Below are 26,712 nucleotides of genomic sequence, written 5' to 3'. Positions count from 1 at the left end.
GCATTCGCCCTGGCGCAGTGCCTGGCTCGCGAGGTGCAGGGCCACCAGGGAGGAGGAGCAGGCCGTGTCCACGGTGATCGCCGGCCCCTCCAGGCCGAGGGTGTAGGCCACCCGACCGGACACCACGCCGGTGGCGCTGCCGGTGTGCAGCCGCGGGGTGTAGTCGCTGTACATGACACCGGCGAACACCCCGGTGCGGGTGGCGCGCAGCGCGGTGGGGTCGATGGCGGCGTGCTCGACGGCCTCCCAGCTGGTCTCGAGGAGCAGCCGCTGCTGCGGGTCCATCTCGCTGGCTTCCCTGGGGCTGATGCCGAAGAACTCGGCGTCGAACCGGTCGGCGTCGTACAGGAAGCCACCGTGCCGGGTGTAGACCCGGCCCGGGCGGCCCGGCTCGGGATCGTAGAGTTCCTCGATGTTCCAGCCCCGGTTGCCGGGGAAGGGGCCGATCGCGTCGGTGCCGGCGTGGACCAGGTTCCACAGGTCCCGCGGTGAGCGGACGCCGCCGGGGTAGCGGCAGGCCATGCCGACGATGACGACGGGATCGTCCGCGACCCCTGCGGCGGGTCCGCGGGCGCCGGCCTCGGCGGACGCGCCGGAGGCGCCGTTCTCCCGGGCGAGTTCGGCCAGCAGCCGGCCGGTCAGGGCGGTCGGGGTGGGGTGGTCGAAGACGGCGGTGGCCGGCAGCCGGACGCCGGTGGCGGTCTGGATGCGGTCGCGCAGTTCCAGCGCCGTCAGGGAGTCGAAGCCCAGGTCCTTGAACGCCGTGCTCTCGGCGACGGCCGCGGGACCGTCCAGCGCCAGGACGGTGGCGACGGCGCCGCGCACCAGCCCGTCGGCGGCGCGGCGGCGTTCGGCCGGGGGCAGGCCGGCGGTGCGCCGGGCCCAGGCGGACGCGTCGGCGCCGGCCGGGGCGGCCGTGCGGCGGCGCGCGGGGCGGACCAGGGAGCGCAGCAGAGCGGGCGCCGACGCGGCGCGTTCGGGGTCGCGGAGCGCGGGCAGGTCCCATTCGGCCGGCACCAGCATCGGACGGCCCGAGGCCAGGGCCGCGTCGAACAGCTCCAGGCCGCGCTCCGACGGCAACGGCAGCACCCCCCTGCGCGCCCACCGCGCCAGGTCGGTCCTGGTCAGCGCGTCGGCCATGCCGGAGTGGATCTCCCAGAGGCCCCACGCGAGGGAGACGGCCGGCAGCCCCCGGGCGCGGCGATGGTGTGCCAGGGCGTCGAGGAAGGAGTTGGCGGCGGCGTAGTTGGCCTGGCCGGGGTTGCCCAGCACGGCGGCCATGGAGGAGAACAGCACGAAGGCGGTCAGCGGGAGGTCGCGGGTGAGGTCGTGCAGGTGCCAGGCGGCGTCGGCCTTCGGGCGGAGCACCGCGTCGAGGCTGTCCGGCGTCAGGTTCCGCAGGGTGGCGTCGTCCAGGACTCCCGCGGTGTGGATCACGCCCGTCAGCGGGTGACGGTCCGGGATGGCGGTGAGCAGCGCGGCCAGCGCGTCCCGGTCGGCGACGTCGCAGGCGGCGATGGTGACGCGGGCGCCGGCCGCGGCCAACTCGGCGGCGAGACTCGCCGCGCCGTCGGCTGCCTCGCCCCGGCGGCTGGTGAGCAGCAGATGCCGCACGCCGTGCCGGGCGACCAGGTGGCGGGCGAGCGCGCTGCCCAGGCCGCCGGTTCCGCCGGTGATGAGTACGGTGCCGTCGGCGGAGAGCGCGGGGATGCCGTCCGGTGTCGTCGGGGGTGGGGTGGGGAGCAGGCGTGGCGCGTACAGGCGCCCGTCGCGGAGGGCCAGTGGCTGCTGGTCGGCGAACGCGGCGCGGGCGGCCGCCAGCAGGTCAGGACCGCCGCCTCCGTCGGTGTCGGTGTCGGTGTCCAACAGGGCGAACCGGCCGGGATGTTCGTTCTGGGCGGTGAGCAGAAGCCCTCGCGCGGCGGCGCCCGCCAGGTCGGGTACGTCCTCGTGGGGGAGAACCGCCACCGCCCGGCGGGTGACCAGCAGGACGCGGGCCCCTGCCAGGCGTTCGTCGGCCAGGCAGCGCTGGGCGAGGGCCAGCGCCTGCCGGGCGGCGGCGTGGGCCGCCGCCGGCTCGGCCCGGTGTCCGCCGGTGGTCGCCGGCACGAGAGCCAAGGTGTCGGGAACCGGCCGGCCGGCGTCCAGCGCGGCGCCGAGGGCGTCGGCGTCCGGGTAGCTGTCGACGGCCGCGCCGCCCTCGGCGAGCGTGTCGGCCAGTTCCGGGGTGCCGGCCAGCACGGCCCACCGGCCGGCCCCGGGTTCCTCGGTGGTGTCGGCGGCCGGCACCGGCTGCCAGTCGGGGTGGCACAGTCCTTGGTGTGCGGCGGTGGCCGCCGCGTACGCGGCGATCCGGTCGGCGGGCAGCCGCCGCAGCACCACGGACTCCACGGTCAGCACCGGCTGCCCGCCGGGCTCCGTGGCGGTCAGGGTGGCGCTGTCCGAGCCCGTCGGCGTCCACCGGACCCGCAGGGACGTGGCGCCCGTGGCGTGCACGGTGACGCCCCCGAAGGAGAAGGGCAGGCGGAGTCCGTCTCCGGCCGCCGCGTCCACCAGGAGCGGGTGAAGGGCGGCGTCGAGCAGGGCGGGGTGCAGGGCGTACCGGGAGGCGTCGGCGTGCCAGTCCTCGGGGAGCGACACCTCCGCGAACCGCTCCTGCCCCTGCTGCCAGACGCGGCCGAGACCCTGGAACGCGGGTCCGTAGTCGTAGCCGATGTCGGCCAGACGCTCGTAGAGATCGTCGACCGCCAGCGGGTGGGCCCCCGGCGAGGGCCACTCGGCCGGCGGGGCCGCGGGCGGAGCGGCGACGGCCGGGGCGAGCAGGCCCGAGGCGTGGCGGCTCCACCGGTCGTCCTCTCCGTCCCGCCGGAGCCCCGACCCGTCGGCCTCCGGGAGGGAGTGGACGGTGACGGGGCGCGCGCCGGTGTCGTCGGGGGCGCCGACGGTCACCTGGAGCCGCACGCCACCTGTCTCGGGAACGAGCAGCGGCGCCTCCAGGACGACCTCTCGCAGCAGCTCACAGCCGAGCCGGCCGCCGGCGGCCACCACGAGTTCGGCCAGGGCGGCGCCGGGCAGCAGCACCGTGCCGGCGATCGCGTGGTCGGCCAGCCACGGGTGCGTCTGGAGCGAGAGGCGGCCGGTGAGCAGCAGGCCGTCCTCGCCGGCGAGGCTGGTCATGCCGGCCAGCAGGGGATGGCCCGAGGGCGCCAGGCCCAGTCCGGCGGCGTCGGCCGCCGCGGGCGTGTCGAGCCAGTAACGGCGGCGCTGGAAGGCGTAGGTGGGCAGCGCGACGGTCCGGCCGCCGGGGACCAGCCCGGACCAGTCGACGGCGGTTCCGTTGACGTACGCCCGTGCCAGCGCCGCCGCGACGGTGCGGGCCTCGTCCTGGCCCCTGCGCAGCAGCGGCGCCACGGCGATGCCTCGCGCGCCGTCCCGTCCGGCCAGGGTCGTGCGCACCAGGGTGGCGAGTTCGCCGCCGGGGCCGAGTTCCAACCAGGTGGTGACGCCCGAGTCCGCCAGGAGGCGGACGCCGTCGTGGAAGCGGACCGCCTCCCGCAGCTGCCGCACCCAGTACCGCGGTTCGGCCAGTTCCTCGGCGGGGGCCCGCCGGCCCGTGACGCCGGAGACGATCGGCAGGGCCGGGGCACCGTAGCTGATTCCGGCCGCCACCTCGTGGAACTCGTCGAGAATGCCGTCCAGGTGCGGCGAGTGGAAGGCGTGGCTGACGCGCAGCCGCCTCGTCCGCCGGCCGGCGTCCCGCCAGTGCGCTTCCACCTCGGCCACGGCCCGCTCGTCGCCGGACACCACGACGGCGTCCGGCCCGTTGACGGCGGCGATGACCGCCCGCCCCGTCCGGCCCTCCAGGGTGGGCGTCACCTCGTCCTCGGTGGCCTGGATCGCGGTCATCGCGCCGGCCGCGGTCACGGACTGCACCAGCCTCCCGCGGGCCGCCACCAGCGCGCAGGCGTCGTCGAGGGTGAGGACGCCCGCGACGTGGGCCGCGGCCAGTTCGCCGACGGAGTGGCCGATGAGGTGGTTCGGGCGGGTTCCGTGGTGCTCCAGCAGCCGGAACAGCGCCACCTCCACGGCGAACAGGGCGGGCTGGGCGTACCGGGTCTGGTCCAGCAGCGCGGCCCGCTCCGTGCCCTCGCGGGCGAGCACCAGCTCCTTCAGCGGGACGTCCAGGTGGGGATCCATCCGCTCGCAGACGGCATCGAACGCCGCCGCGTAGGCCGGGTACGCCGCGTACAGCTCGCCGCCCAGGCCCGGGCGTTGGCCGCCCTGGCCGGCGAAGAGGAACGCCGTCGTGCCCGCGCCGTTCACCGAACCGGTCACCAGGTTCGGCGCCGGTTCGCCGCGTTCGAGCGCGGCCAGGCCGGTGAGCAGTTCGGCGCCGGCGGAGCCGAGGACGACGGCGCGGTCGGCGAGCGCGGAGCGGGTGGTGGCCAGGGAGCGGGCGAGGTCGAGGTGGGCGGGGCCGATCTCCGGGCCGGCGGCCGTGGCCAGGGGGCGCAGCCTGCCGGCCTGGGCGCGCAGCGCGGTGGTGCCCCGGGCGGAGACGACCCAGGGGACGACGGCGGGCTCCTGTGATGGCCGTGGGTGGGTTGGTGGGTGGGTGGGGGTGGGGGGTTGTTCGAGGATGAGGTGGGCGTTGGTGCCGCTGATGCCGAAGGAGGAGATGGCGGCGCGGCGTTCGCGTCCGGTGTCCGGCCAGGGGGTGGTGTGGGTGAGGAGTTGGATGTGGCCGGTGGTCCAGTCGATGTGGGTGGAGGGGGTGGTGATGTGGAGGGTTTTGGGGAGGGTGGCGTGGTGGAGGGCTTGGACCATTTTGATGACGCCGCCGACGCCGGCGGCGGCTTGGGTGTGGCCGATGTTGGATTTGAGTGAGCCGAGGTGGAGGGGGTTGTGGGGGGTGCGTTGTTGGCCGTAGGTGGCGAGGAGTGCGTGGGCTTCGATGGGGTCGCCGAGGGTGGTGCCGGTGCCGTGGGCTTCGACGGCGTCGATGTCGGTGGGGGTGAGGCCGGCGTTGGTGAGTGCTTGGTGGATGACGCGTTGTTGGGCGGGGCCGCTGGGTGCGGAGAGTCCGTTGCTGGCGCCGTCCTGGTTGATGGCGGAGCCGCGGATGATGGCGAGGACGGGGTGGTGGTTGCGTTGGGCGTCGGAGAGGCGTTCCAGGACCACCACCCCGACACCCTCACCCCACGCCGTACCGTTGGCTGAGTCGTCGAAGGAACGGCAGCGCCCGTCCGCCGCGAGACCGCGCTGCCGGCAGAACTCGATGAAGAGCTCGGGGGACGTCATGACGGTCACGCCGCCGGCGAGGGCGAGGTCGCATTCGCCCTGGCGCAGTGCCTGGCTCGCGAGGTGCAGGGCCACCAGGGAGGAGGAGCAGGCCGTGTCCACGGTGATCGCCGGCCCCTCCAGGCCGAGGGTGTAGGCCACCCGACCGGACACCACGCCGGTGGCGCTGCCGGTGAGCAGGTGTCCGCCAGCCGCGTCGTCGGCCTCGTGCAGTCGTGGTCCGTATTCCTGCGCCATCACGCCCACGTACGTCCCGGTGTGGCTGCCGCGCAGCGTGGCCGGGTCGATGCCGGCCCGCTCGATCGCCTCCCACGTGACCTCCAGCACCAGCCGCTGCTGCGGCTCCATGGCCGCGGCCTCGCGCGGGCTGATGCCGAAGAACTCGGCGTCGAACCGGTCGGCGTCGTACAGGAAGCCACCGGCGCGCGGGTACCCGCCCCCCGCGTCCGCCGCGGGCGCGCCGGACGGCCAGCCCCGGTTGTCGGGGAAGGGACCGATGGCGTCCGCTTCCGGCCCCTCCGCCATAAGCAGCCGCCACAGGTCCTCGGGGGAGGCCACCCCGCCCGGGTAGCGGCAGGCCATGGAGACGATCGCCAGGGGCTCGTCGTCGGTCACCCGGCCCCGCCGGGTCGAGGGCGCCAGGGCCGGTTCGGTGCCGCTCAGACCGGCCCTGAGGCGGGCCACGAGGCCCTCCGGCGAGGGATGGTCGAACAGCAGGGTGGCCGGGAGCCGCAGACCGGTGGCGGCGACCAGCCGGTTGCGCAGCTCCAGGGCGGCCGCCGAGTCGGCTCCGAAGTCCCTGAACGTCCCCGCGGGGTCGAGGTCGCTCCTGGCGCGCCCGAGGACCAGGGACGTCTCGGAGAGCACCAGCTCCATGAGGGACGCGGTGTCGTGGTCCTCGATCCGGCCCGACGGACCGGGAGCCGGATCGTCCTCGTGGTCCTCGTCCGGCCCGGCTGGCGGGGGCAGGTCGACCACGGAGGCGGTGCCGGGAAACGCCGGGCGCCAGTCGACCTCGGCGCCGGCCGCGTACAGCTCGGCGAGCGACGTGAGGAAACGGCGTGGGCCGTCCTCGCCGCGGCGCAGTGACCCCACCACGACCGCCGCCGAGTCCGTGTCGTCCAGGATCTGCCCCAGGGGCATGGTCAGCACGGGGTGGGGGCTGATCTCGATGAAGCTGTCGTGGTCCCGCAGGGCGCGGATGACCGGCTCGAACGCGATGGTCTCCCGGAGGTTGCGGTACCAGTAGTCGGCGTCCAGGGAACGGGTGTCCAGCGGCCCACCCGTCACGGTGGAGTGGAACGGCACCGAACCGGCGCGCGGCCTCAGGGGCGCCAGAACGGTGAGCAGTTCCTCCCGCAGTCGTTCGATGTGCCGGGAGTGGGCCGCCAGATCGACCGGGACGCGCCTGGCCCTGACACCCTCGGCGGTGAGCTCCGCCAGCAGGCCATCGACGATGTCCCGGTCGCCGGAGAGGACGACGGACCGGGGCCCGTTGCGCGCCGCGAGCGTCAGCCGCCCGGGCCAGCGATCCAGCAGCGGTACCACCGATGCCTCCGGCAGCGGCACCGAGATCATCGCGCCCTCTCCGGCGAGCCTGGCCTGCGCCCTGCCCCGCAGCGCCATCGCGCGGGCGCCGTCCGCCAGGGAGAGTCCGCCCGCCACGACGGCCGCGGGGACCTCGCCGATGCTGTGCCCGACCACCGCGGAGGGCTCGACGCCGAACGCGCGCCACAGCTCGGCGAGGCCGACCATGACCGCGAACAGGGCGGGCTGCACGACGTCGTCGCGGTCCAGGCCCGGCGCGCCGGGGGTGTCGCGCAGCACCTCCGTCAGGGACCAGTCCACGTAGGGGGCCAGCGCCCGCTCGCAGTCGTCGACGACGGCCCGGAACACCGGCGAGGCGTCCAGCAGATCGGCCGTCATGCCGGCCCACTGCGAACCCTGCCCGGGGAAGACGAACACGGTGCGTGCCCGCGTGCCGGGGGTCGGGCCCACCTGGCCGGCGCTGCGGCGGCCCTCGGCCAGAGCGGTCAGCTCGGCGGTGAACTCCTCGTGGGTCTGGGCCAGGAGGACCGACCGCCATGGCAGCCGGGGGCGGGAGGTGGCCAGCGAGAGACCCAGATCCGCGAGGGACGCCGTCCCCGCCGGGCCGTCGGAGAGGTGCCTGAGCAGCCGGCGGCCCTGGCTGCGCAGGGCCGCCGCGGTCTCCCCGGACAGCACCCACGGAACCGAAAGGCTACGGAGGGCGGCCCGGCCGCCCGTTCCCTCGCTGTGGCCGTTCTCACCAGACACGATCTTCCCCACTTCGACGCGCCACTCGACCGATGATCTCTGCAAGCCAGCGGAAGACGACTTCGTGGGGGAGGCCCGCGGCGAATCACGCCCGATCAGTGAAGGGGAGACAAACACGCGCCACCGGAATTCCGGTGAACACGCTCGGCTGATGACCCGTCACTATTCTGTTTCCCCCAAGCGGTCGAATCCCGACCGCTCGCCCTGAGACTTCGGTAGTGAAATCAGACGTGAGTCTGCGCGATAGCTCTCGCCTTGTCAATCTTGATCCTCGCGCCGTTCCCGCCGACCCGACTACGCAGAAGTGCGCATATCCAGCGGCACTTTCATCCCCTAGCGTCACCGGCAGACCACCCGGCCGGTTCACCCTCAGGACAGGGGCACGGCAGGGCGCGACCAGGGCCCTTGACCAGGGCTCATCACACGCCGCTCGCCACGGGCGGACCACGGGACCACGGGGAGACAACGTCTTGTCCACTCTTGCCGGCCGGAGCGGGCGGCTCCGAATCGCGCTCCCTACAGACATCTAGCCAGGGCATCGTTCGGGCTGTTGGGCAATCACTTTTCTCGGGGCGGCTGTATGTGCATCGACCTCCCGCCGTCCTTATTTAGGGAGCGTGGCTACCAGTGAGTCATTCTTCGGGTTCCGAGATGGATGACGATCAACGAGTCGCCGTTATCGGTACGGCACTCAGAGTTCCGGGTGCGGACACGGTTTCCCAGTTGTGGGACAACGTGCGGGAGGCGCGGACCGCCTATTCGGCCTTCCCGGCCAGTCAGCAGGGTGACGTCGCCGGGGAGCCGGACGCGGTCACCTCCGGCTACGTCCTCAACTCCGCGGCGTTCTTCGATCCGCATCTGTTCAGGATGTCGGCGGCGGAGGCCGAACTGACCGATCCGCAGCATCGGCTGTTCCTGGAGACGTGCTACCGGGCCGTCGAGTCCGCCGGATATGACCCGTTCGCTCTCGACCGGGTGACCGGCATCTACGCCGGGTGCTCCGACACCAGTCACGGTTGGCGGCTCCTGGCCAGCCCCGAGGTCCGTCGCGACCGGCTGCAGTACCTGCGCGTCGCCGCGGGCAACAGCAAGGACTACGTGGCGACCGCGGCGGCCTACCGCTTCGGCTGGACGGGACCGGCGCTGACGGTGGGCACCGCGTGCTCCAGCTCGCTCGTCGCGGTCCACCTGGCCGCGCAGGCGGTCCTGCAGGGCGAGTGCGACCAGGCGGTGGCGGGCGGCGTGATGGTCGACCTCGAACCGCCCGCCTACCGGTTCCACGAGCTCGACATGCGCTCGGCGGACGGACGCTGCCTGCCGTTCATGGCCGGCAGCACCGGTACCGCCTTCGGCAACGGGGCCTCCGCCGTGCTGCTCAAGCGCTGGGACCTGGCGCGGGCCGACGGTGACCGCATTCTGGGCGAGATCGCCGGCTCGGCGATCAACAACGACGGCAACGACAAGATCGGGCTCTCCGCGCCGAGTGTGCGGGGCCAGACGAGGGTCATCTCCGAGGCGATCGCCGTCGCCGGGGTGCCGGTCCGCCGGATCGGGATGTTCGAGGCGCACGGCACGGGCACCCCGCTGGGCGACCCCATCGAGGTGACGGCGGCGACCAGCGCCTTCCGCGCCTCCGGCGAGGAGACCGGCGAGGGCGGCTTCTGCCGACTGCACTCGCTGAAGGCGAACATCGGTCACCTCTCGCACGCCGCGGGAGTGGCGGGTCTGATCCTGGCCATCGAGGCCCTGCGGCACGAGGAGATCCCGCCGAACGCCCCGCTCCGCGAGGGCGTCGAGGGGATCGACCTGGACGGCTCGCCGTTCCGTCTGTCCCCGGACGTCACGCCGTGGCCCCGGGGCGCCGAGCCCCGCTACGCGAGCGTCAGCTCACTGGGCATCGGCGGCACCAACGCGCACGTGGTCGTGGGCGAGGGACCCGTGGCCGGGCCGATCGCGACGGCGTCGAGCGGCGCACTGCTGCTGTCCGGCTCCGACCAGCGGACCCTGGCGGAGCTGACGGGCCGGATGCGCGATCACCTCGCGTCCGGGAGCGTCGCGTTCGCCGACCTGTGCCGCACCTCCCAGACCGGCCGCCACCACGGCCCGCACCGGCTGGCCGTCGTGGCCGACACCGCCGAGGCCGCCGTCCACGATCTCGACGACCACAACGCCTGGCGCGACGGCACCGTCCTCGCCGACCCCCGCGTCGTCGGCATCGTCGGCGGCCAGGGACGGGGGTTCCCCAAGCGGTCGAGGGAGCTCTACGAGCGGCATCCCGTCTTCCGCGCCACCGTCGACGACCTCGCCAAGATCGTCCAGGAGGTCCTCGACACCGACCTGCGCGCCCAGCTGTTCGGCGCCGCGACCGCCGACGACGAGCCGCTGAGCCTGCAGCCCGCGCTCTTCGTGGTCGCCTCGGCCACGGCCGACCTGCTGGCGACCTGGGGGGTGCGCCCGAACGCCTACCTCGGCCACAGCGTCGGGGAGTTCATCGGCGCCTCACTGGCGGGCCTGCTCCCCGCCGACAGCGCGGTGCGCGCCCTCTGCGAACGGGCCAGGGTCATGGCCGACTCGCCCCCGGGGGTGATGTGGTCGGTGACGGCCGACCCCGAGACCCTGAGCGAACGGCTGCCGCGCGGCGCCGTCGTCGCGGTGGTCAACACCGAGAGCCGGTGCGTGGTCGCCGCACCGGCCGGCGCGGCCGACGGCATGGCGGAGAAGCTCGCCGAGATCACCGGCCGCCCGATCCGCCGACTGCCCACCCGGCAGGCGTTCCACCACCCCGATCTCGGCGCCGCCGCCGCCCGGTTCGCCGACCACCTCGCGGCGCTCCCGCTGCGGGCGCCCGCCGTCCCCGTGGCCTCCAACGCCACCGGCGGCCTGCTGTCCGCCACGGAGGCCACCGACCCGGCCTACTGGGCGCGTCAGATGACGGCGCCCGCGCGGTTCTGGGACTGCGTCACGACCGTCACCGCGCTCGGTCCGGCGTCCTATCTGGAGCTGACCGAGGGTCAGACCTTCGTCAGCATCGTCGCCCGGGCCGGGGTCCCCGCCCGGCAGTGCCACCCGTTGTTCGCCGACGACGACCCGGACGGCGTGCGGCGCGCGCTGGGCGGGCTGTGGGCGGCCGGGACCGACATCGACTGGAACGCGGTCGCCGGCGGCTCCCCGTTCGGCCGCACCGCCTACCCCGGGCAGGTCATGGATCTGCGCGAGTACCTGCACCCGGTGATCCGCGGCGGGATGACCGTGACCGCCACAGAGGCGGAGCCCGCGCCCGCCGTCGCGCCGCCGGCACCGGCACCGGCACCGGTCCTGGATCCGGGGGCGGGTGCCGAGCAGGACGACGGCATGGACGAGTTGCGCGCGCTCGTCGGCGGCATCTGGGCCGAGGTCCTGGGGGACGTCCCCGGGGACGGCCGAGCCGACTTCTTCGCCAGCGGTGGCGACTCGATCAGCGCCGGGCAGCTCGTCACCCGGCTGCAGGCCGCCTTCGGCATCGAGCTCGCCGTCCGCAGGCTGTTCGAGAGCTCGACCCTGGACGGTCTCGTGGCAGCGGTCGACGAGGAGTTGCTCGCCCGCGTTCTCGCCGAGACCGAGCCCGGTACGGGCGCCACCGCGACACCGGAGGAGCAGGCATGACCGTGGAGCGTTCCGGTTCCAGGAACCTCACCGACGAGGCCAGGAGGCGCCTGGTGGCGCTGCGGCGCGGCACGGGCACGGCGCTCCCCGCCATCATCCGCGCCGGGCGCGACGCGGGACCGCTGTCCTACGCCCAGCAGCGCATGTGGTTCCTGCACGAGTTCGTCCCGGCCGCCGAGGCGTACACCATCGCCGGGGCGTTGCGCGTCGTCGGCGACTTCTCCGTCGAGGCGTTCCGCTGGGCGCTGACCCGTGTGGTGGAGCGGCACGAGGCGCTGCGGTCGACGTTCCACACCGTGGACGGCGACGTGGTCCAGCGCGTCGGCCCGGCGACCGTGGAGGTGGTCGAGGTCGAGGGCGGAGACGTCGACCACTGGGCCGGCGTCGAGCTCGCCATGCCGTTCGACCTCACCAGCGGCAGCCTGGTCCGCGCCCGGATCGTGCACACCGGCGGCGACGAGCGCTTCGTCGTCGTCGCGCTGGACCACATCGCGGGAGACGGCTGGTCGATGGGTGTGCTCATCCGGGAGGTGGCCGCCCACTACGCGGAGTTCGTGACCGGCGCACCCGCCGGCCTGCCCGAACTGGCGGTCCAGTACCTCGACTTCGCGCTCTGGCAGCGGGAGACGCTGACCGGTCGGCGCCTGGACGGGCTGCTGGGGCACTGGCGGGACGCGCTGGACGGCGCTCCCCCCGTCCTCGATCTCACCGGCGACCGACTCCGCCCCGCCATGCAGAGCTTCCGCGGCTCGACGGTGCGGCGCGTGCTCGGCGGGCCCGACGGCCGGGCCCGGGCCACCGAGGTCGACGAGTTCGCGCGGAAGCTGGGCGCGACCCCGTTCATGGTGCTGCTGTCGGCCTTCGGCTCGCTGGTCTCGCGCTGGGCCGACACCGACGACGTGCTTCTCGCGACGCCGATGGCGAACCGCAGCCGTGCCGAGATCGAGCCGCTGGTCGGCTTCTTCGTCAACACGCTGATCATGCGGGTGCGGACGGCCGGCGACCCGTCGTTCGGCGAGCTGGTCGAACGGGTCCGTCAGGTCGCCCTGGACGCCTTCGCCCACCAGGACCTGCCGTTCGAGAAGCTGGTGGAGGACCTCGCGCCCGAACGGGACCTGTCGCGCAACCCGGTGGCTCAGGTCATGTTCATCCTGCAGAACGCCAGCACCGACGAGCTGTCCCTGCCGGGATGCGAGGTCACCCGGGTCGCCGTCGAGTCGACGACGTCGAAGTTCGACCTCACCCTCGCGCTCACCCCGACGGCCAACGGCTACGAGGCGGAGTGGGAGTACGCCACCGACCTGTTCGACCGTCGCACCGTCGAGTCGATGGCGGACGCGTTCGACCTGCTGCTCGCCGCCGCGCTGGCCGAGCCCGACGAGCGCGTCGCCGGGATTCCGCTGGCGACGGCCCGGCAGTGGGACGAGGGCCCTCGCCGGGACTTCGACGCCGGCACCACCGTCGAGCTGATCGCCCGTCAGGTCGCGGCGCGGCCCGACGCGATCGCCGTCCGCTCTGGTGGCACGACCCTCAGCTACCGGGAGCTGTGGGACCGGGCGGGCGCCGTCGCGGCGCGGCTGCGGGACCGCGGCGTCGGCCCAGACGTGCCGGTCGGCGTCGCGATGCGGCGCGGCCCGGCGCTGCTGCCGGCGCTGCTCGGTGTGTGGCTGGCGGGCGGCGCGTACCTGCCCCTCGACCCCGACGACCCGCCCGAACGGCTCGGCTACATCCTCGGTGACGCGGCGGGCGTGGGGCTGACCACGGTGCTGGTCGACGAGGACGTGACGCCTCCCGTCCCGGACGGCGCGGCCTGGAGCGCCCTGCCCCTGACCCTCCCGCTGGAGGCGTCCCCCGCGTTCGCCCTGTCGCCGGGGGCGGCGCCGGAGAGCCTGGCCTACATCATCTACACCTCAGGGAGCACCGGCAGGCCCAAGGGCGTCCTCATCGAGCACCGCTCGCTGGTCAACCGGCTGGTCTGGATGCAGGAGGAGTACGGGCTCGCCCCGGAGCACCGCGTCTACCAGAAGACCAACCACACGTTCGACGTGTCGCTCTGGGAGCTGTTCTGGCCGCTGACCGCCGGCGCGACGGTGGTGCTGGCGACGCCCGGTGTGCAGCGCGAGCCGGTCGAGATGGCCGCCGAGATGGCGCGTGAGCGTGTGACGCACACGCACTTCGTGCCGACCGCGCTGAGCACGCTGCTGAGCGTCGCCTCGCTGCGCGACGTGCCGCTGGAACTGCTGGTGTGCAGCGGCGAGGCGCTGCCCGCCGAACTCGTCAGGCAGGTCGGGGACGACTGCGGTCTGCCCGTGCGCAACCTCTACGGCCCGACCGAGGCCGCGGTCGACGTCAGCCACATCACCTGCACGGCCGGCAGCGTGCCCGAGGGGACCCGGACGCCGATCGGCCACCCGGTGGCCAACACGGACCTGCACGTCCTGGACGGGCACCTGAACCCGGTACCCGACGGGATGCCGGGCGAGCTGTACATCGGTGGCGTCCAGTTGGCCCGTGGCTATCTCGGCAACCCGGCGCTCACCGCCGAACGGTTCATCAAGCACCCCGCGACCGGCGCGCGGCTGTACCGGACCGGCGACCGTGCCCGGCGCCGGCACGACGGGGCGCTGGAGTACCTCGGCCGGACCGACGACCAGGTCAAGGTGCACGGCTACCGGATCGAACTGGGCGAGATCGAGGCCGCCCTGCGCGAGCACCTCGCGGTGCGGGACTCGGCCGTGGTCGCGGACCTCGCCGACGGCGGTGGCAGACTGCTCGGCTACGTCACCCCGGACCTCGGCGCGGTCGCGGAGAGCCTGGCGAGCGACCAGGTCGACCAGTGGCGCGAGGTGTTCGACGGCGTGTACGCGACGGACGCCACGACGGGCTCGGACCCCGGGACCGGACCCGCCGACCTGGACATCAGGGGCTGGCAGAGCAGCTACACCGGGGAGGAACTCTCCGCCGGCGAGATGCGCGAGTGGGCCGACGACATCGTCGGACTCATCCGCTCGCGCCGACCCGCCCGGGTCCTGGAGATCGGTTGCGGCACCGGCCTGCTGCTCTTCCGGCTCGCCCCGGACCTGGAGCGTTTCACCGGCCTCGACGTCTCCCGGCCGGTGCTCGACCTCGTCCGGGCGCGGCTCGGACCGCTCGCCGACACGGTCGACCTGATACCCGGCAGCGCCGAGGACATCGCGGCCCCGCGCTTCGCCGACCGGCTCCTGGCCCGGCCGGACTGCGTCGTCATCAACTCGGTGGCCCAGTACTTCCCGTCGGCCGACTACCTCACGACCGTCCTCGACGCGGCGGCCGAGCTCGTCGAGCCCGGCGGAACGATCATCGTCGGCGACGTCCGCGACCTCGGACTGCACGCGTCGCTCTCCCGGTCGGTCGAGCTGTTCCGCGACCCTGGCCTCGACGAGGAGACGCTCGCGGCCAGGGTCGCCAGGCGCCTGGAGCAGGAGGAGGAGCTGGTCCTCGCGCCGGAGTTCTTCCTCGCGTGGGCCGCCGCACGGCACCTTCCCGTCGACGTGTGGCTCACGCCGAAACGGATGACCGCGGACAACGAGCTGTCCCGCTACCGCTACGACGTCGTCCTCACCGTCGCCCCGCGCGGCGCCGCGCCCCGCGCGGACCGTCAGCTCGACTACGCCGACCTGGGATCCGACCCGGAACGGCTGCGCGCGGTACTGGCGGGCACGGGTGCGGTCGCCGTCGCGGGGATACCGAACGCCCGCCTCACCACGGCACCCGGCGCGCTCACGGTGCCCGAGATCCTGGCCGCCGCACCGGGCGCGCACGTCACCTACGACCTCACCCGCCCCGACCACGACCACCTCGTGGTCCACCGCACCGCCGAGCCCGGCGCGCTGCCCGCCGTCACCGCCGCCGTCGACGGCTCCGTCGCCCTGGCCAACAGCCCGCTGCTCGCCACCGCGGCGCGGAGCCTGCCCTCACAGCTGCGCGCCCACCTGGAACGGCTGCTGCCGGCGCACATGGTCCCGGCGATCACCGTCCTGGCGGAGTTCCCCCTGACCTCCAGCGGCAAGACCGACCGCAAGCGGCTGCCGCGGCCCGACGAGGCGCGCGCGCTGAGCTCTGCGACGTACGTGGCACCCAGGAGCGACACCGAGCGCGCGTTCGCCCTGGTGTGGCAGGACGTGCTCGGGGTGCGGGGGATCGGCGCACTGGATCGTTTCTTCCAGGTCGGCGGCGACTCCATCCGGGCGGTCCAGGTGGTCGCGCGACTGGTGCCCGCGGGCTACGACCTCCAGGTCAGCGACATGTTCGAGCACCAGACGCTGGAGGCGATCGCGGCGCTCGCCGACGCGCGGGCGGCCGGCCCTCGGCCGACGGCGCTGGAGGCGGTGGACCTGCGGACCGCCGCCGACCGTACCGCGGGCGTCGCCGGGGTGTACCCGCTCGCGCCGCTTCAGGAGCACATGCACGGGTTCGGGGCCGGGGCGCCCGGCCTGTTCACCATGCAGCGGGTGCTGCGGTTCTCCGGGCCGCTGGATCCCGACGCCGCGCGGCGCGCCTGGATCGCCACGGTCCGCGCGCACGGCCTGCTGCACACCAGCCTGGACGAGCGGGACGGCGTGCCGGTGCAGGTCGTGCACGGCGGGGTCGACGAGGCCGCCGCCGCCGGGTCCCTGGTCTACGAGGACTGGAGCGGCGTCCCCGCCGCGGAGCGGGAGGCCAGGACCCGCGCCGCGCTGGCCGCCGACCTGTCCCTCGGCTTCGACGCGGCGGTCCCCGTCCCGATGCGGCACCGGATCATCCGCCTCACCGACGACGCGGGAATCTGGCTGCTGTCCTGCGACTACCGGCGGCTCGACGGCTGGAGCTTCTCCCTGTGCATGGGCCACTTCCTCGACGCCTACGCCGACGTCGTCCAGCGCGGTGAGGCCGCGCCGCCGGCTTCGGACTTCGACTACGGCCTGTTCGCCGCCTGGCTGGCCAGGGAACGCGCCAACCCCGAGCACGCCGAATGGTGGCACCGCCAACTCGGCGGCACCACGGTCCGCAACGCGCTGTCGGCGGGAAGCGCGGCCGAGTGGACGCACTCGCCCTTCCGCGTGCTCGGCGCCGGGGTGCCCGGCGAGGTGGGCCGGGGCCTGGCCGCCACGGCGCGCAGGCTCGACGTCACCGTGGCGTCGCTGTTCCAGTCCGCGTGGGCGCTGGCGCTGCTGCGCACCTCCGGCCACCCGGAGGTGACCTTCGGGGTGACGGCCGCGGGCCGGCCGCCGCAGTTGCCCGGCGTCGAGGGGGCCGTGGGCGTGTTCATGAACACCGTGCCGGCGGTGGTGGGGTACGTGCCGTCGGAGCGGCTCGGCGACTGGTTGCGGGAGCGGGGGCGGTGGTTCGCGCAGCTGGCCGGCCACGACTTCCCGACGCCGGGCGAGATCGCCCGGTGGACCGGCCTGCCCGAGAACGCCGCGCTGTTCGACTCGTACTTCGTGTTCCAGAACACCCCGCGGCACCGGGCCTCCACCGCCGCCGACGACCTGGTGATCAACGACCGGCCGCTGATCATCATGGCCCGCCAGGAGCACGCGGTCCGCATCGACATCTACCCCTACCCGGACGGCGTCTACGAGGTCCTGCAGTCCGGCTACGAGTCCGCCGTCGACGCCGACACCCAGGCCCGCCTGCTGCGCGACTTCGTCTGCTGCCTGCGCGAACTGTCCACCGACGACCGGGGGCAGACCGTCCAGGCGGTCCTGGCCAGGGCCTTCGACCACGAGGTGGGGATCAGCTCCGCGGAGTCCCGCCTGCAGCACATCCTTGAGGAGCAGCCGTGAGCGCTACCGAACCGGACATGTTCCCCGCGTCCTTCGCGCAGGAGCGGCTGTGGTTCCTGGAACAGCTCGTGCCCGGGTCGTGTGTCTACAACGTGGTCGTCGGCTACCGGCTGACCGGCGAGTTCTCCTCGTCCGGTTTCCGGTGGGCCCTCGCCCGCGTGCTGGAACGGCACGAGGTGCTCCGCTCGACGTTCCGCGTCGACGACGGCGCGGTGATGCAGGTGGTCGGCGAGGCGGCGCCCGAGGTCACCGAGGTGTCCGGCGGTGACACCGACACCTGGGTGCGCACCGAACTGTCCACCCCCTTCAGCCTCGAGTCGGGCCCGCTCGTGCGGGCCAGGATCGCCCACGAGGGCGCGGAGCGGCACGTCGTGATCCTCGCCCTGCACCACGTCGTCGGGGACGGCTGGTCGTCGGGCATCTTCCTCCGTGAACTCGCGGCCTACTACCGCGAGTTCGTCACCGGCGAGGCGGCGGACCTGCCGGAACTCGAGGTGCAGTACCTCGACTTCTCCGTGTGGCAGCGGGAGGTGCTCCGCGGGGCGCACCTGGAGAACCTCCTCGGCTACTGGCGCGCGGCGGTCGCCGGCGCGCCGCTGGTCCTGGAACTGCCCGCCGACCGGGTCCGCCCCGCCGTGCAGACGTTCCGGGGCTCGACCGTGCGCCGGACGCTCGGCGGCACGTGGGGAGGCGCGTGCGCGGCCGAGGTCGACCGGCTCGCGAAGCGGTTGGGCGCCACGCCGTTCATGGTGCTGCTCGCCGCCTTCGGGACCCTGGTGTCGCGCTGGTCGGACGTCGACGACGTGCTGATCGCCACGCCCATCGCCAACCGCACCCGGCCCGAGATCGAGCCGCTGATCGGCTTCTTCGTCAACACGCTGATCATGCGGGTGCGCAGCGACGACGACCCGGAGTTCGCCGCGTTGGTGGAGCGGCTGCGGCAGGTGGCGCTCGACGCCTACGGGCACCAGGACCTGCCGTTCGAGAAGCTGGTGGAGGACCTGGCGCCCGAGCGCGATCTGTCGCGCAACCCGGTGGCCCAGGTGATGTTCGTCCTGCAGAACGCCTCCGACACGCGGCTGGCGATGCCGGGCCTTCGGGCGGAGCCGATCGAGGTCGGTTCGACCACGTCCAAGTTCGATCTCACGCTGACCCTGATCCCCGGTGAGGAGGGCATCGAGGCGGTCTGGGAGTACGCGACCGACCTGTTCGACCGCGCCACCGTCGAGGCGATGGCCGACGCGCTCGACGTCCTCCTCGAGGCCGCGCTGTCCACGCCGGACACCCCGGTCCGGCGGCTGCCGCTGCTCGGCGCCGACGAGGCCGACCGCGCGTGGGCCGACGGCCGCGGGGAGTCGCTTCCCGTCCCGCACGTCGCCACGCACCAGCTGATCCGGGAGCAGGTCCTCCGGCACCCGGAGAAGGTCGCCCTGCGCGCCGGCGACCGGACGTTCACCTTCCGCGAACTGTGGGCCCACGCGGGCGCGATCGCCGCCGACCTCGCCGGCCGGGGAGTGGGCCCCGGCGTCCCGGTCGGCGTCCTGATGGGGCGGACGCCGGCGCTCGTCCCCACGCTGCTGGGCATCTGGCTGGCCGGCGGCGCCTACCTGCCGCTCGACACCGACCACCCCGCCGACCGGCTGAGCTACATCCTCCACGACGCCGCGCGGGCGGGCCTGCGGCTGGTGCTCGCCGACCCCGGCACCGGCGTCGATCCCCCCGCACCGGCGGACCCGGCCTGGCAGACGCACGCCGTCACGCTGCCCGACGACACCCCGGCGACGGCGTTCACCCCCACCACCGTCACGCCCTCGGACCTCGCCTACGTCATCTACACCTCCGGCAGCACCGGCCGGCCGAAGGGCGTCCTCATCGAGCACGGGAGCCTCGTCGCGTTTCTCACCGGGCTGAACCACACGCTCGGCGCGCCCGAGGACGAGACCGTCCTGGCCACCACGGCCGTCACCTTCGACATCTCCCTGCTGGAGCTCTTCTGGCCCCTGACGACCGGCCGGACCCTCGAACTCCACGACGGGCTCCTCACCGGGGTGACCGGCGGGGCGCCGGCCGCCACGACGACCGGTCGGCGCCTGGTCCAGGCGACGCCCACCACCGTTGACCTGGCGCCCCTCGGCGACGCTGACGGCGGCCTGCGGCTGCTGGTCGGCGGGGAGGCGTTTCCCGCCGGGCAGATCGCGAGGCTCACGGCCCGCGTGCCGGATCTGGTCTCGATGTACGGGCCGACGGAGGCCACCATCTGGGCCAGCGCGACGCGACTCTCCGGCCCGATCGGCACGGCCGTCGCGCCCCTCGGCGTTCCGCTCCCCAACACCGGACTCCACGTCCTGGACCGCGACCTCGCGCCGGTGCCGCCCGGGATGCCGGGGGAACTGCACATCGCCGGCGAGCAACTGGCCCGCGGCTATCTCAACAACCCGGAACTGACCCGGGAGCGGTTCGTCAGCCACCCCGTCACCGGGCAGCGGCTCTACCGGACCGGCGACCGCGCCCGCCGCCGCCCCGACGGCACGCTGGAGTACCTCGGGCGGGTGGACCACCAGATCAAGCTGCGCGGCCACCGGATCGAGCTCGGCGAGATCGAGGCGGTGCTGCGGGAGCACCCCGCGGTCCGCGACGCGGCGGTCGTGGCCGACCTCGGCATCGAGGACGGGGGCAGGCTCCTCGGCTTCGTCACCCCCGAGATGGAGCACGTGGCCGGGGAGCTGGCACAGGGCCAACTCGACCAGTGGGCCACCGTCTGGGACGGGGTCTACGCCGACGGCACGGCCGACGCCGGGACCGACGCCGGGGCAGGAGCCGAGGCGACCGCGGCCGATCTGGACCTCAGCGGCTGGCGCAGCAGCTACACCGGCGAGCCGATCCCGCCCGAGGAGATGCGGGAGTGGGCCGACGGGATCGTCGCGCTCGTCAGGTCCCAGGGCGCGCGCCGGTTCCTGGAGGTCGGCTCCGGCACCGGGCTGCTGCTGTTCCGCCTGGCGCCGGACGCCGAGTGCTACACGGGCCTCGACGTCTCGCCCGCCGTGATCGACCTCGTCGCCTCCCGGTTGGGGCCGCTCGCGGACCGGGTGCGGCTGCTGCGGGGCAGCGCCGCCGAGCTCGCCGAGCCCGGGTTCCGGGAAAGGCTCGCCGCCCGCCCCGACTGCGTCGTCATCAACTCGGTCGCGCAGTACTTTCCGTCCGCGGAGTACCTCGCCGGCGTCCTCGACGCCGCCGCGGGCCTGCTCGAACCCGGTGGCACGATCGTGGTCGGCGACGTCCGCGACCTGGCACTGTTGTCCGCGTTCCACCGCTCCGTCGAGCGGGTCCGCGACCCCGCGCAGGACGAGGAGAGCCTCTCCCGGCGGGTCGCCCAGCGCGTCGACGACGAGGAGGAACTGGTCGTCGATCCGGCGTTCTTCCAGGGGTGGGCCGCACGGCAGGGCGTTCCGGTCGACGTCTGGGTGGCGCCCAAGCGGATGACCGCGGACAACGAGCTCTCGCGCTACCGCTACGACGTCGTCCTCACCGTCGGCGCCCCGCGGAACGCCGCCGGGCGGGTGCCGACCATCGACCACGCCGCGCTCGGCCGGGACACGGAGCGGCTGCGTGAGCGCCTCGCCGCCGGCGACGTCGTCACCGGCATCCCGAACGCCCGGCTCACCGACGCCCCGGGCGCGTTGTCCGTGCCCGAGATCCTCGCGCTGAGCCCCGACGCCCAGGTCACCTTCGACCTGCGGCATCCGCACCACGACCACCTGACCGTCCGGGCCGGCGCCCGCCCGCCGCTCGCGGTGAGCGCCCCAGCCACCCCCCTGACCAACCGGCCGCTGTTCTCGGCTGCCGCGCGCAGCCTGCCCGCGCGCCTGCGCGGCCACCTGGAGCAGCTGCTGCCGCGTCCGATGGTGCCGGCCATCACGGTGCTCCCCGCGTTCCCGACCACCGCGAGCGGCAAGGCGGACCGCAGGCGGCTGCTGGACCTGGGCGGCTCGCTCCGCCGGCGCTCCGGTGAGGTGCGGGAGCCGGTCACCGACACCGAGAAGATCCTGCAGGAGATCCTCGACCGGATGCTGCCGGACGAGTCCGGCAGCACCGACGAGAACTTCTTCGACCTGGGCATGAACTCGCTGACCCTGGCTCGGTTCAGCATCGCCCTGTCGGAGCGGCTCGGCCGCGAGGTGCCGGTGCTGGCGCTGTTCACGCACACGAGCGTCACGAGGCTGGCCGCGTTCCTGGACGACGGCGCGGAGCAGGCGCCCCTGGCGCACAGGGGCGAGGAGCGGAACCGGGCGCGGCGGCGCCAGCAGGCACGGCGCAGGGCCGTCGCGGGCAGCGTCGGACCAGGGGAGGGGAACTGATGAGCGACGATTCCAGCGGGACCGTGGTCGACGACCGGTTCGACGAGATGTGCGACGCCGTGATCGCGGTGCTCGCCGACGTCCTCGACGTTCCGGTCTCGGACATCGACCGGGACCGGGACTTCTTCGAGATCGGCGGCAGCTCGGTCCTGGTGCCTCAGGTGGCCCAGCGGGTCGGCTCCCGGTTCGGCATCGAGGTGACGTCCGCCCTGCTCTACGAGAACCCCGAGATCGAGGAGCTGGCGCGGGCCATCATCGAGCGGCAGGACCAGGACGTGGCCGGGACGCCCGGCGACGCGGTCATCCCCCGCCTGGCCGACCGCGACCGCGTGCCCGCCTCGTTCGGCCAGCAGCAGCTGTGGTTCCTGGAGCAACTCGTGCCCGACGCCTGCGTCTACAACGTGGTGGCGGGCTTCCGGTGCACCGGACGGTTCGTGCCGGACGCGTTCCGGCGGGCCGTGCGGGAGGTAGCGGGCCGGCACCAGGTGCTGCGCTCCACCTTCGAGGCCGAGGACGGCGCGGTCCTGCAGGTCCTGCGCGACGTCGAACCGCCGCTGGCCGAGGTCGACGCGGTCGACGGACGAGACTGGGCGCGCGTCGAGCTGCGCACCCCGTTCGACCTCGCGACGGAGCCGCTGCTGCGGACCCGGGTCGTGCGCAACGGGCCCGAGGACCACACGATCTACCTGGCGATGCACCACATCATCACCGACGACTGGTCGCTCGACGTGCTGATCCGGGAGATCGCCGCCTTCTACCGGCAGTTCACCGGGGGAGCCGCGGCCGCCGTCCCCGAGCTGCCGGTCCAGTACGCGGACGTGGCGGCCTGGCAGCGCGCGACCCTGACCGACGAGGCGTCGGCCGAACTGCTCGCCTACTGGCGGGAGGCACTGGACGGCGCGCCGCTGGTGCTCGACCTCCCCGCTGACCGGCCGCGCCCGCCGGTGCAGTCGTTCGCCGGCGCGGTCGTGCGCAGGACGCTGTGCTCGGGGGGCGACGTGCTCGCCGGCGCCGCCGACCTGGCCAGGCGCCTGGGCGCGACCCCGTTCATGGTGCTGCTCTCGGCGTTCGGCGGGGTGCTGTCGCGCTGGGCCGACGTGGCCGACGTCCTCATCGGCACGCCCATCGCCGACCGGGACGTTCCCGAGAAGCAGTCGCTCATCGGCTTCCTGCTGAACACGGTCGCCATCCGCGTGCGCACCGGAGCGGACCCGACGTTCACCGAGCTGGTCGGCCAGGTCCGGAGCGCGGCGCTCGGCGCCTACGCCCACCAGCAGCTGCCGTTCGACCGGGTGGTGGAGCTGCTCGCCCCCGAGCGCGAGCTGTCGCGCAACCCGGTGGCGCAGGTGATGTTCATCCTGCACAACGCGGCGCCCGAGCTGCTCGCGCTCGACGGCCTCGACGTCGAACGGGTCCCCACCGAGGCCGTCACCTCGAAGTTCGACCTGACGCTCTCCCTGATCCCCTCGGACGACGGAGTGGTCGCGGAGTGGGAGTACGCGACCGACCTGTTCGACCGCGGCACCGTCGAGTCGCTGGCCGCCGCGTTCGACACGCTCCTCGGCGCCGCGCTCTCCGCGCCCGACGTCGCGCTGTCCGCGCTGCCGCTGCTTCCCGAGGCGGACGCCCGCGAGGGCTGGGAACGAGGGCGGGGCGCGCGGCTGGACGTGCCGCCGGTCGGCACGCACGAACTGATCCACCGGTGGGTCGAGTCCACGCCCGACCGCGTCGCCCTCCGCTGCGGAGACCGGGCGCTCAGCTACGCCGAGCTGTGGGCGCACGCCGGCGCCATCGCCGAGACGCTGCGCGCCCGCGGTGTCGGACCCGACGTCCCGGTCGGCGTCCTGATGGGGCGGACGCCCGCGCTGGTGCCCGCGCTGCTGGGCGTCTGGCTGGCCGGCGGCGCCTATCTGCCGCTCGACACCGACCACCCCGCCGACCGGACGACGTACATCCTCGACGAAGCGGCGAGGGCGGCCGGACTGCGCCTCGTGCTCACCGACCCGGGCACCGAGCTGCCCGTCCCCGACCAGGCGGCGTGGGCGGCGCTGCCCGTCGCGCTGCCGGAGGGCACACCGGGCGTCTCTCCCGACCTGCCGGCCACCACGCCGGCCCACCTCGCGTATCTCATCTACACGTCGGGAAGCACCGGCCGGCCCAAGGGCGTACTGATCGAGCACCGCAACCTCGTCGCGTTCCTGACCGGCCTCACCGACGTCCTCGGCGCGCCCGGTGACGAGGACGTCGTCGCGACCACGTCGATCACCTTCGACATCTCGCTGCTCGAGCTGTTCTGGCCGCTGGCGACCGGGCGGACGCTTCGGCTGCGCCCGCATCTCCTCGACGCCGCGCCCGCGCTCCCGGGCGCCACCGACGGCGCGACGCTGTACCAGGCCACCCCGACCACCGTGAAGCTACTGCCCGCCGAGGCACTGGCCGGGCGGTCCAGGCTGCTGGTCGGGGGTGAGGCGCTGCCCGCGGCGCAGGTCGCCGGACTCGTCGCACGGGTGCCGAGCCTGATCTCGATGTACGGGCCGACGGAGGCCACCATCTGGGTCAGCGCCGCCGCCCTGTCCGGGCCGGTCGCCACCGGCGCGGCGCCGCTGGGCGACCCGCTGCCCAACTGCGGCCTCCACGTGCTCGACGCGGGCCTGACCCCGGTGCCGGTCGGGATGCCCGGCGAGCTGTACCTGAGCGGCGCGCAGTTGGCCAGGGGCTACCTCGGCGACGCCGAGCTGGCCGCACAGCGGTTCGTGACGCACCCGCGGACCCGGGAGCGCCTGTACCGCACCGGCGACCGCGCGCGACGGCGCGTCGACGGTGCGCTGGAGTACCTCGGCCGCACCGACCACCAGATCAAGCTGCGGGGCTACCGGATCGAGCTCGGGGAGATCGAGTCGGTCCTGCGCGAACACCCCGCCGTCAAGGACTGTGCGGCCCGGCTGTCCACCACCGACGCAGGGGAGCCGGTCCTGGAGGCGTTCCTCGTGCCCGCGCCGGGCCACGAGGAGACCGGGGTCGACTGGCACCAGGTGCTGCGCGACCGCCTGCCCCGGCAGATGGTGCCCGGCGCGTTCGGGCTCGTCGAGAGGATCCCGGTGAACGCGGCGGGCAAGGTGGACCGCGGCCGTCTTCCCGCGCTCACCGCCAGGACGGCGGACCCGGACACGGTGGTCGCGCCGCGCACCGACGTCGAGCGGACCGTGTGGGAGCTGTGGACCCGGCTGCTGGAACGGGACGGGTTCGGGGTGACCGAGAGCTTCTTCGAGCTCGGGGGCCACTCCCTGATGGCCACGACCATGCTGTCGCGGGTCCAGGCCGAGCACGGGATCGAGGTTCCCATCCGGGAGTTCTTCGAGGCGCCCACCGTCTCCGGCCTCGCCGGCCTGATGGGCCGGCCAGGGCGGACCGCCGGCCCCGAGCTGCCGCCGATCGTTCGGGTCCCCCGGCGCGCCCGACCCTGACCCACACCAGCCGTTCGTGACACCAGCCGTCCGTCAACCGGAGAAGAACCGGAGAAGAACCGGAGAAGAAGGAGCATGACCCAGACCTCCCAACCACTCGACACGCGCGTGCCGCACGCGGCGTTCGACACGTTCCTCGACGTGCTTCGGTGGCAGGCCGTCAGCCGGCCCACCGCCGTGGCCGCCTCCTTCTGCTGGTTCGACGACGCGGACGGGGCCGAGCGCGGCGAACTCACCTACCAGGAACTGCTGCGCCGGGCGGCCGGCCTGTCGGAGGTGTTGCGGCGTGACGGGTCGAGGGGCCCGGTGGCCATCCTGTGCCCCCAGGGCCTCGACTTCCTCGTCGGATTCGTCGCCTGCCTGCTCGGCGACCGCGTCGCCGTGCCGCTGCACCCGAAGGAGCCCGGTCGCCCGGACGGCCGGGTCATCGCCGCGATCACCGACGCGGGCGCCCGCACCGTGCTGACCACCACGCCGCATCGGGCGTCGACCGAGCGGTTGCTCTCGGGGCTGCACGGGGCCGAGCCGTTCCGGGTGCACCTGGTCGACACCGTCGCCGAGGGCGACGTCGCGACGGCGGAGGCTCCCCGACCGCCGCTGGACGCCGTCGCCTACCTCCAGTACACCTCGGGATCCACCCGTCGTCCCGCGGGCGTGCGGGTCACGCACGGCAACCTGGCGACCGGCACCGCTCAGTTGGCGGGCGTGACCGGACTCGTCCCCGAGTCGCGGTTCGTCAGCTGGCTGCCGTTCTTCCACGACATGGGGCTGATCTTCGCGCTGACGGCGCTGCGGGTGGGCGCGCCCGCGACCTACCTGGCGCCGTTCCAGTTCGTCTGGCAGCCCCGGCGGTGGCTCGACCTGCTCACCACCGAGCGCGCGACCCACTCCGTGACCCCGAACTTCGGCCTGGACATGTGCGTGACGCGGGTGCGGCCCAAGGACCGCGCGGGGCTGGACCTGAGCGCCCTCACGGTCCTCGTCAACGGGTCCGAGCCCATCCGCAGGACCACCCTCGACCGGTTCTCCGAGGAGTACGCACCTCACGGGTTCCGCCGGGGCGCGCATGCTCCCGGCTACGGTCTGGCCGAAGCCACGCTGACGGTGACGTGCACCCTGGCCGAAGCGGAGATGGTGACCGGCGCCTACGACCGCGAGCGGCTGCGGGCCGGCCAGGTCGTGCCGCTGCCGTCCGGGCACGCCGACGCGGTGGACCTCGTCGGCTGCGGTGCGCCGGTCGGCCAGGACGTCCGCATCGTCGAGCCCTCGGAGCGCACCGAACTGCCGCCGGGGCGCGTCGGTGAGATCTGGGTGCGCGGCGGCAACGTCTGCGCCGGGTACTGGGAACGCCCGGAGACGTCGGCGACCATGTTCGACGCCGAACTCACCGCCGCTGACGGGACGACGAGCCGCGGCTGGCTGCGCACGGAGGACCTCGGGTTCTTCGACGCGGGCCACCTGTACATCGTGGCGCGGTTGAAGGACCTCGTGATCATCGACGGTCAGAACCACTATCCCGCCGATCTCGAGGCGACCCTCACGGAGGCGATCCCGGCCGCCACCCTCACCGCGGCGTTCGGCACCGAGGCCGACGACCGCGAGCGGCTGGTGCTGGCCCTGGAACTGCGCGGGGACATGATGACCGGCGTCGACCTGCGCGCGCTGCGGCGCACGGTCCGCAGATCGGTCGCGGAGCGGCACGGGGTCTCCGTCCACGACGTCGTGTTCGTGCGACGCGGCGGCATTCCGCGAACCTCCAGCGGCAAGGTGCAGCGCCACCAGTGCCGGCAGCTCTACGGCGAGGGCCGTCTCGCGACGGTTCCCGAAACCCGGTGACCGGAGCGCACCCTC

Annotated in this window: 6 protein-coding genes; 5 read left to right on the top strand and 1 reads right to left on the bottom strand. The window is 74.0% G+C overall.

The window, feature by feature from the left end; translation table 11 throughout:
- Nucleotides 1–7,524 (bottom strand): SDR family NAD(P)-dependent oxidoreductase (locus ABGB06_RS34165; protein ID WP_347597593.1); only part of this gene is annotated, 7,524 nt, incomplete at its 3' end.
- A gap of 723 nt (nucleotides 7,525–8,247) precedes the next feature.
- Between ABGB06_RS34165 and ABGB06_RS34160 the strand changes: the two genes are divergently transcribed.
- From ABGB06_RS34160 to ABGB06_RS34140, 5 genes are all read left to right on the top strand, one after another.
- Nucleotides 8,248–11,238: a beta-ketoacyl synthase N-terminal-like domain-containing protein gene (locus tag ABGB06_RS34160; protein WP_347597590.1), complete on the top strand. Its 2,991-nt coding sequence runs from the start codon at nucleotides 8,248–8,250 to the stop codon at nucleotides 11,236–11,238.
- The gene (locus tag ABGB06_RS34155) at nucleotides 11,235–17,042 is read left to right on the top strand and encodes an amino acid adenylation domain-containing protein (RefSeq protein ID WP_347597587.1); all 5,808 of its coding nucleotides are present in this window, start codon (nucleotides 11,235–11,237) and stop codon (nucleotides 17,040–17,042) included. The genes ABGB06_RS34160 and ABGB06_RS34155 overlap by 4 nt, the downstream gene beginning before the upstream one ends.
- A complete protein-coding gene (locus ABGB06_RS34150) occupies nucleotides 17,039–21,397 on the top strand; it encodes an amino acid adenylation domain-containing protein (RefSeq protein WP_347597584.1) in 4,359 nt (1,452 codons plus the stop codon). The genes ABGB06_RS34155 and ABGB06_RS34150 overlap by 4 nt, the downstream gene beginning before the upstream one ends.
- Nucleotides 21,397–24,861 (top strand): amino acid adenylation domain-containing protein, encoded by a 3,465-nt coding sequence (locus tag ABGB06_RS34145; protein ID WP_347597581.1) that lies wholly within the window; start codon nucleotides 21,397–21,399, stop codon nucleotides 24,859–24,861. The genes ABGB06_RS34150 and ABGB06_RS34145 overlap by 1 nt, the downstream gene beginning before the upstream one ends.
- 75 nt (nucleotides 24,862–24,936) lie before the next feature.
- On the top strand, nucleotides 24,937–26,697 hold the full coding sequence (locus ABGB06_RS34140) for a fatty acyl-AMP ligase (protein WP_347597578.1): 1,761 nt from the start codon (nucleotides 24,937–24,939) through the stop codon (nucleotides 26,695–26,697).
- The last annotated feature ends 15 nt before the right edge of the window (nucleotides 26,698–26,712 follow it).

This window comes from Streptomyces sp. B6B3 (genome assembly GCF_039871525.1).
GTDB lineage: Bacteria > Actinomycetota > Actinomycetes > Streptomycetales > Streptomycetaceae > Streptomyces.
The sequence above is the reverse complement of the archived record's forward strand: the minus strand, read 5'-3'. Positions and strand labels throughout refer to the sequence as shown.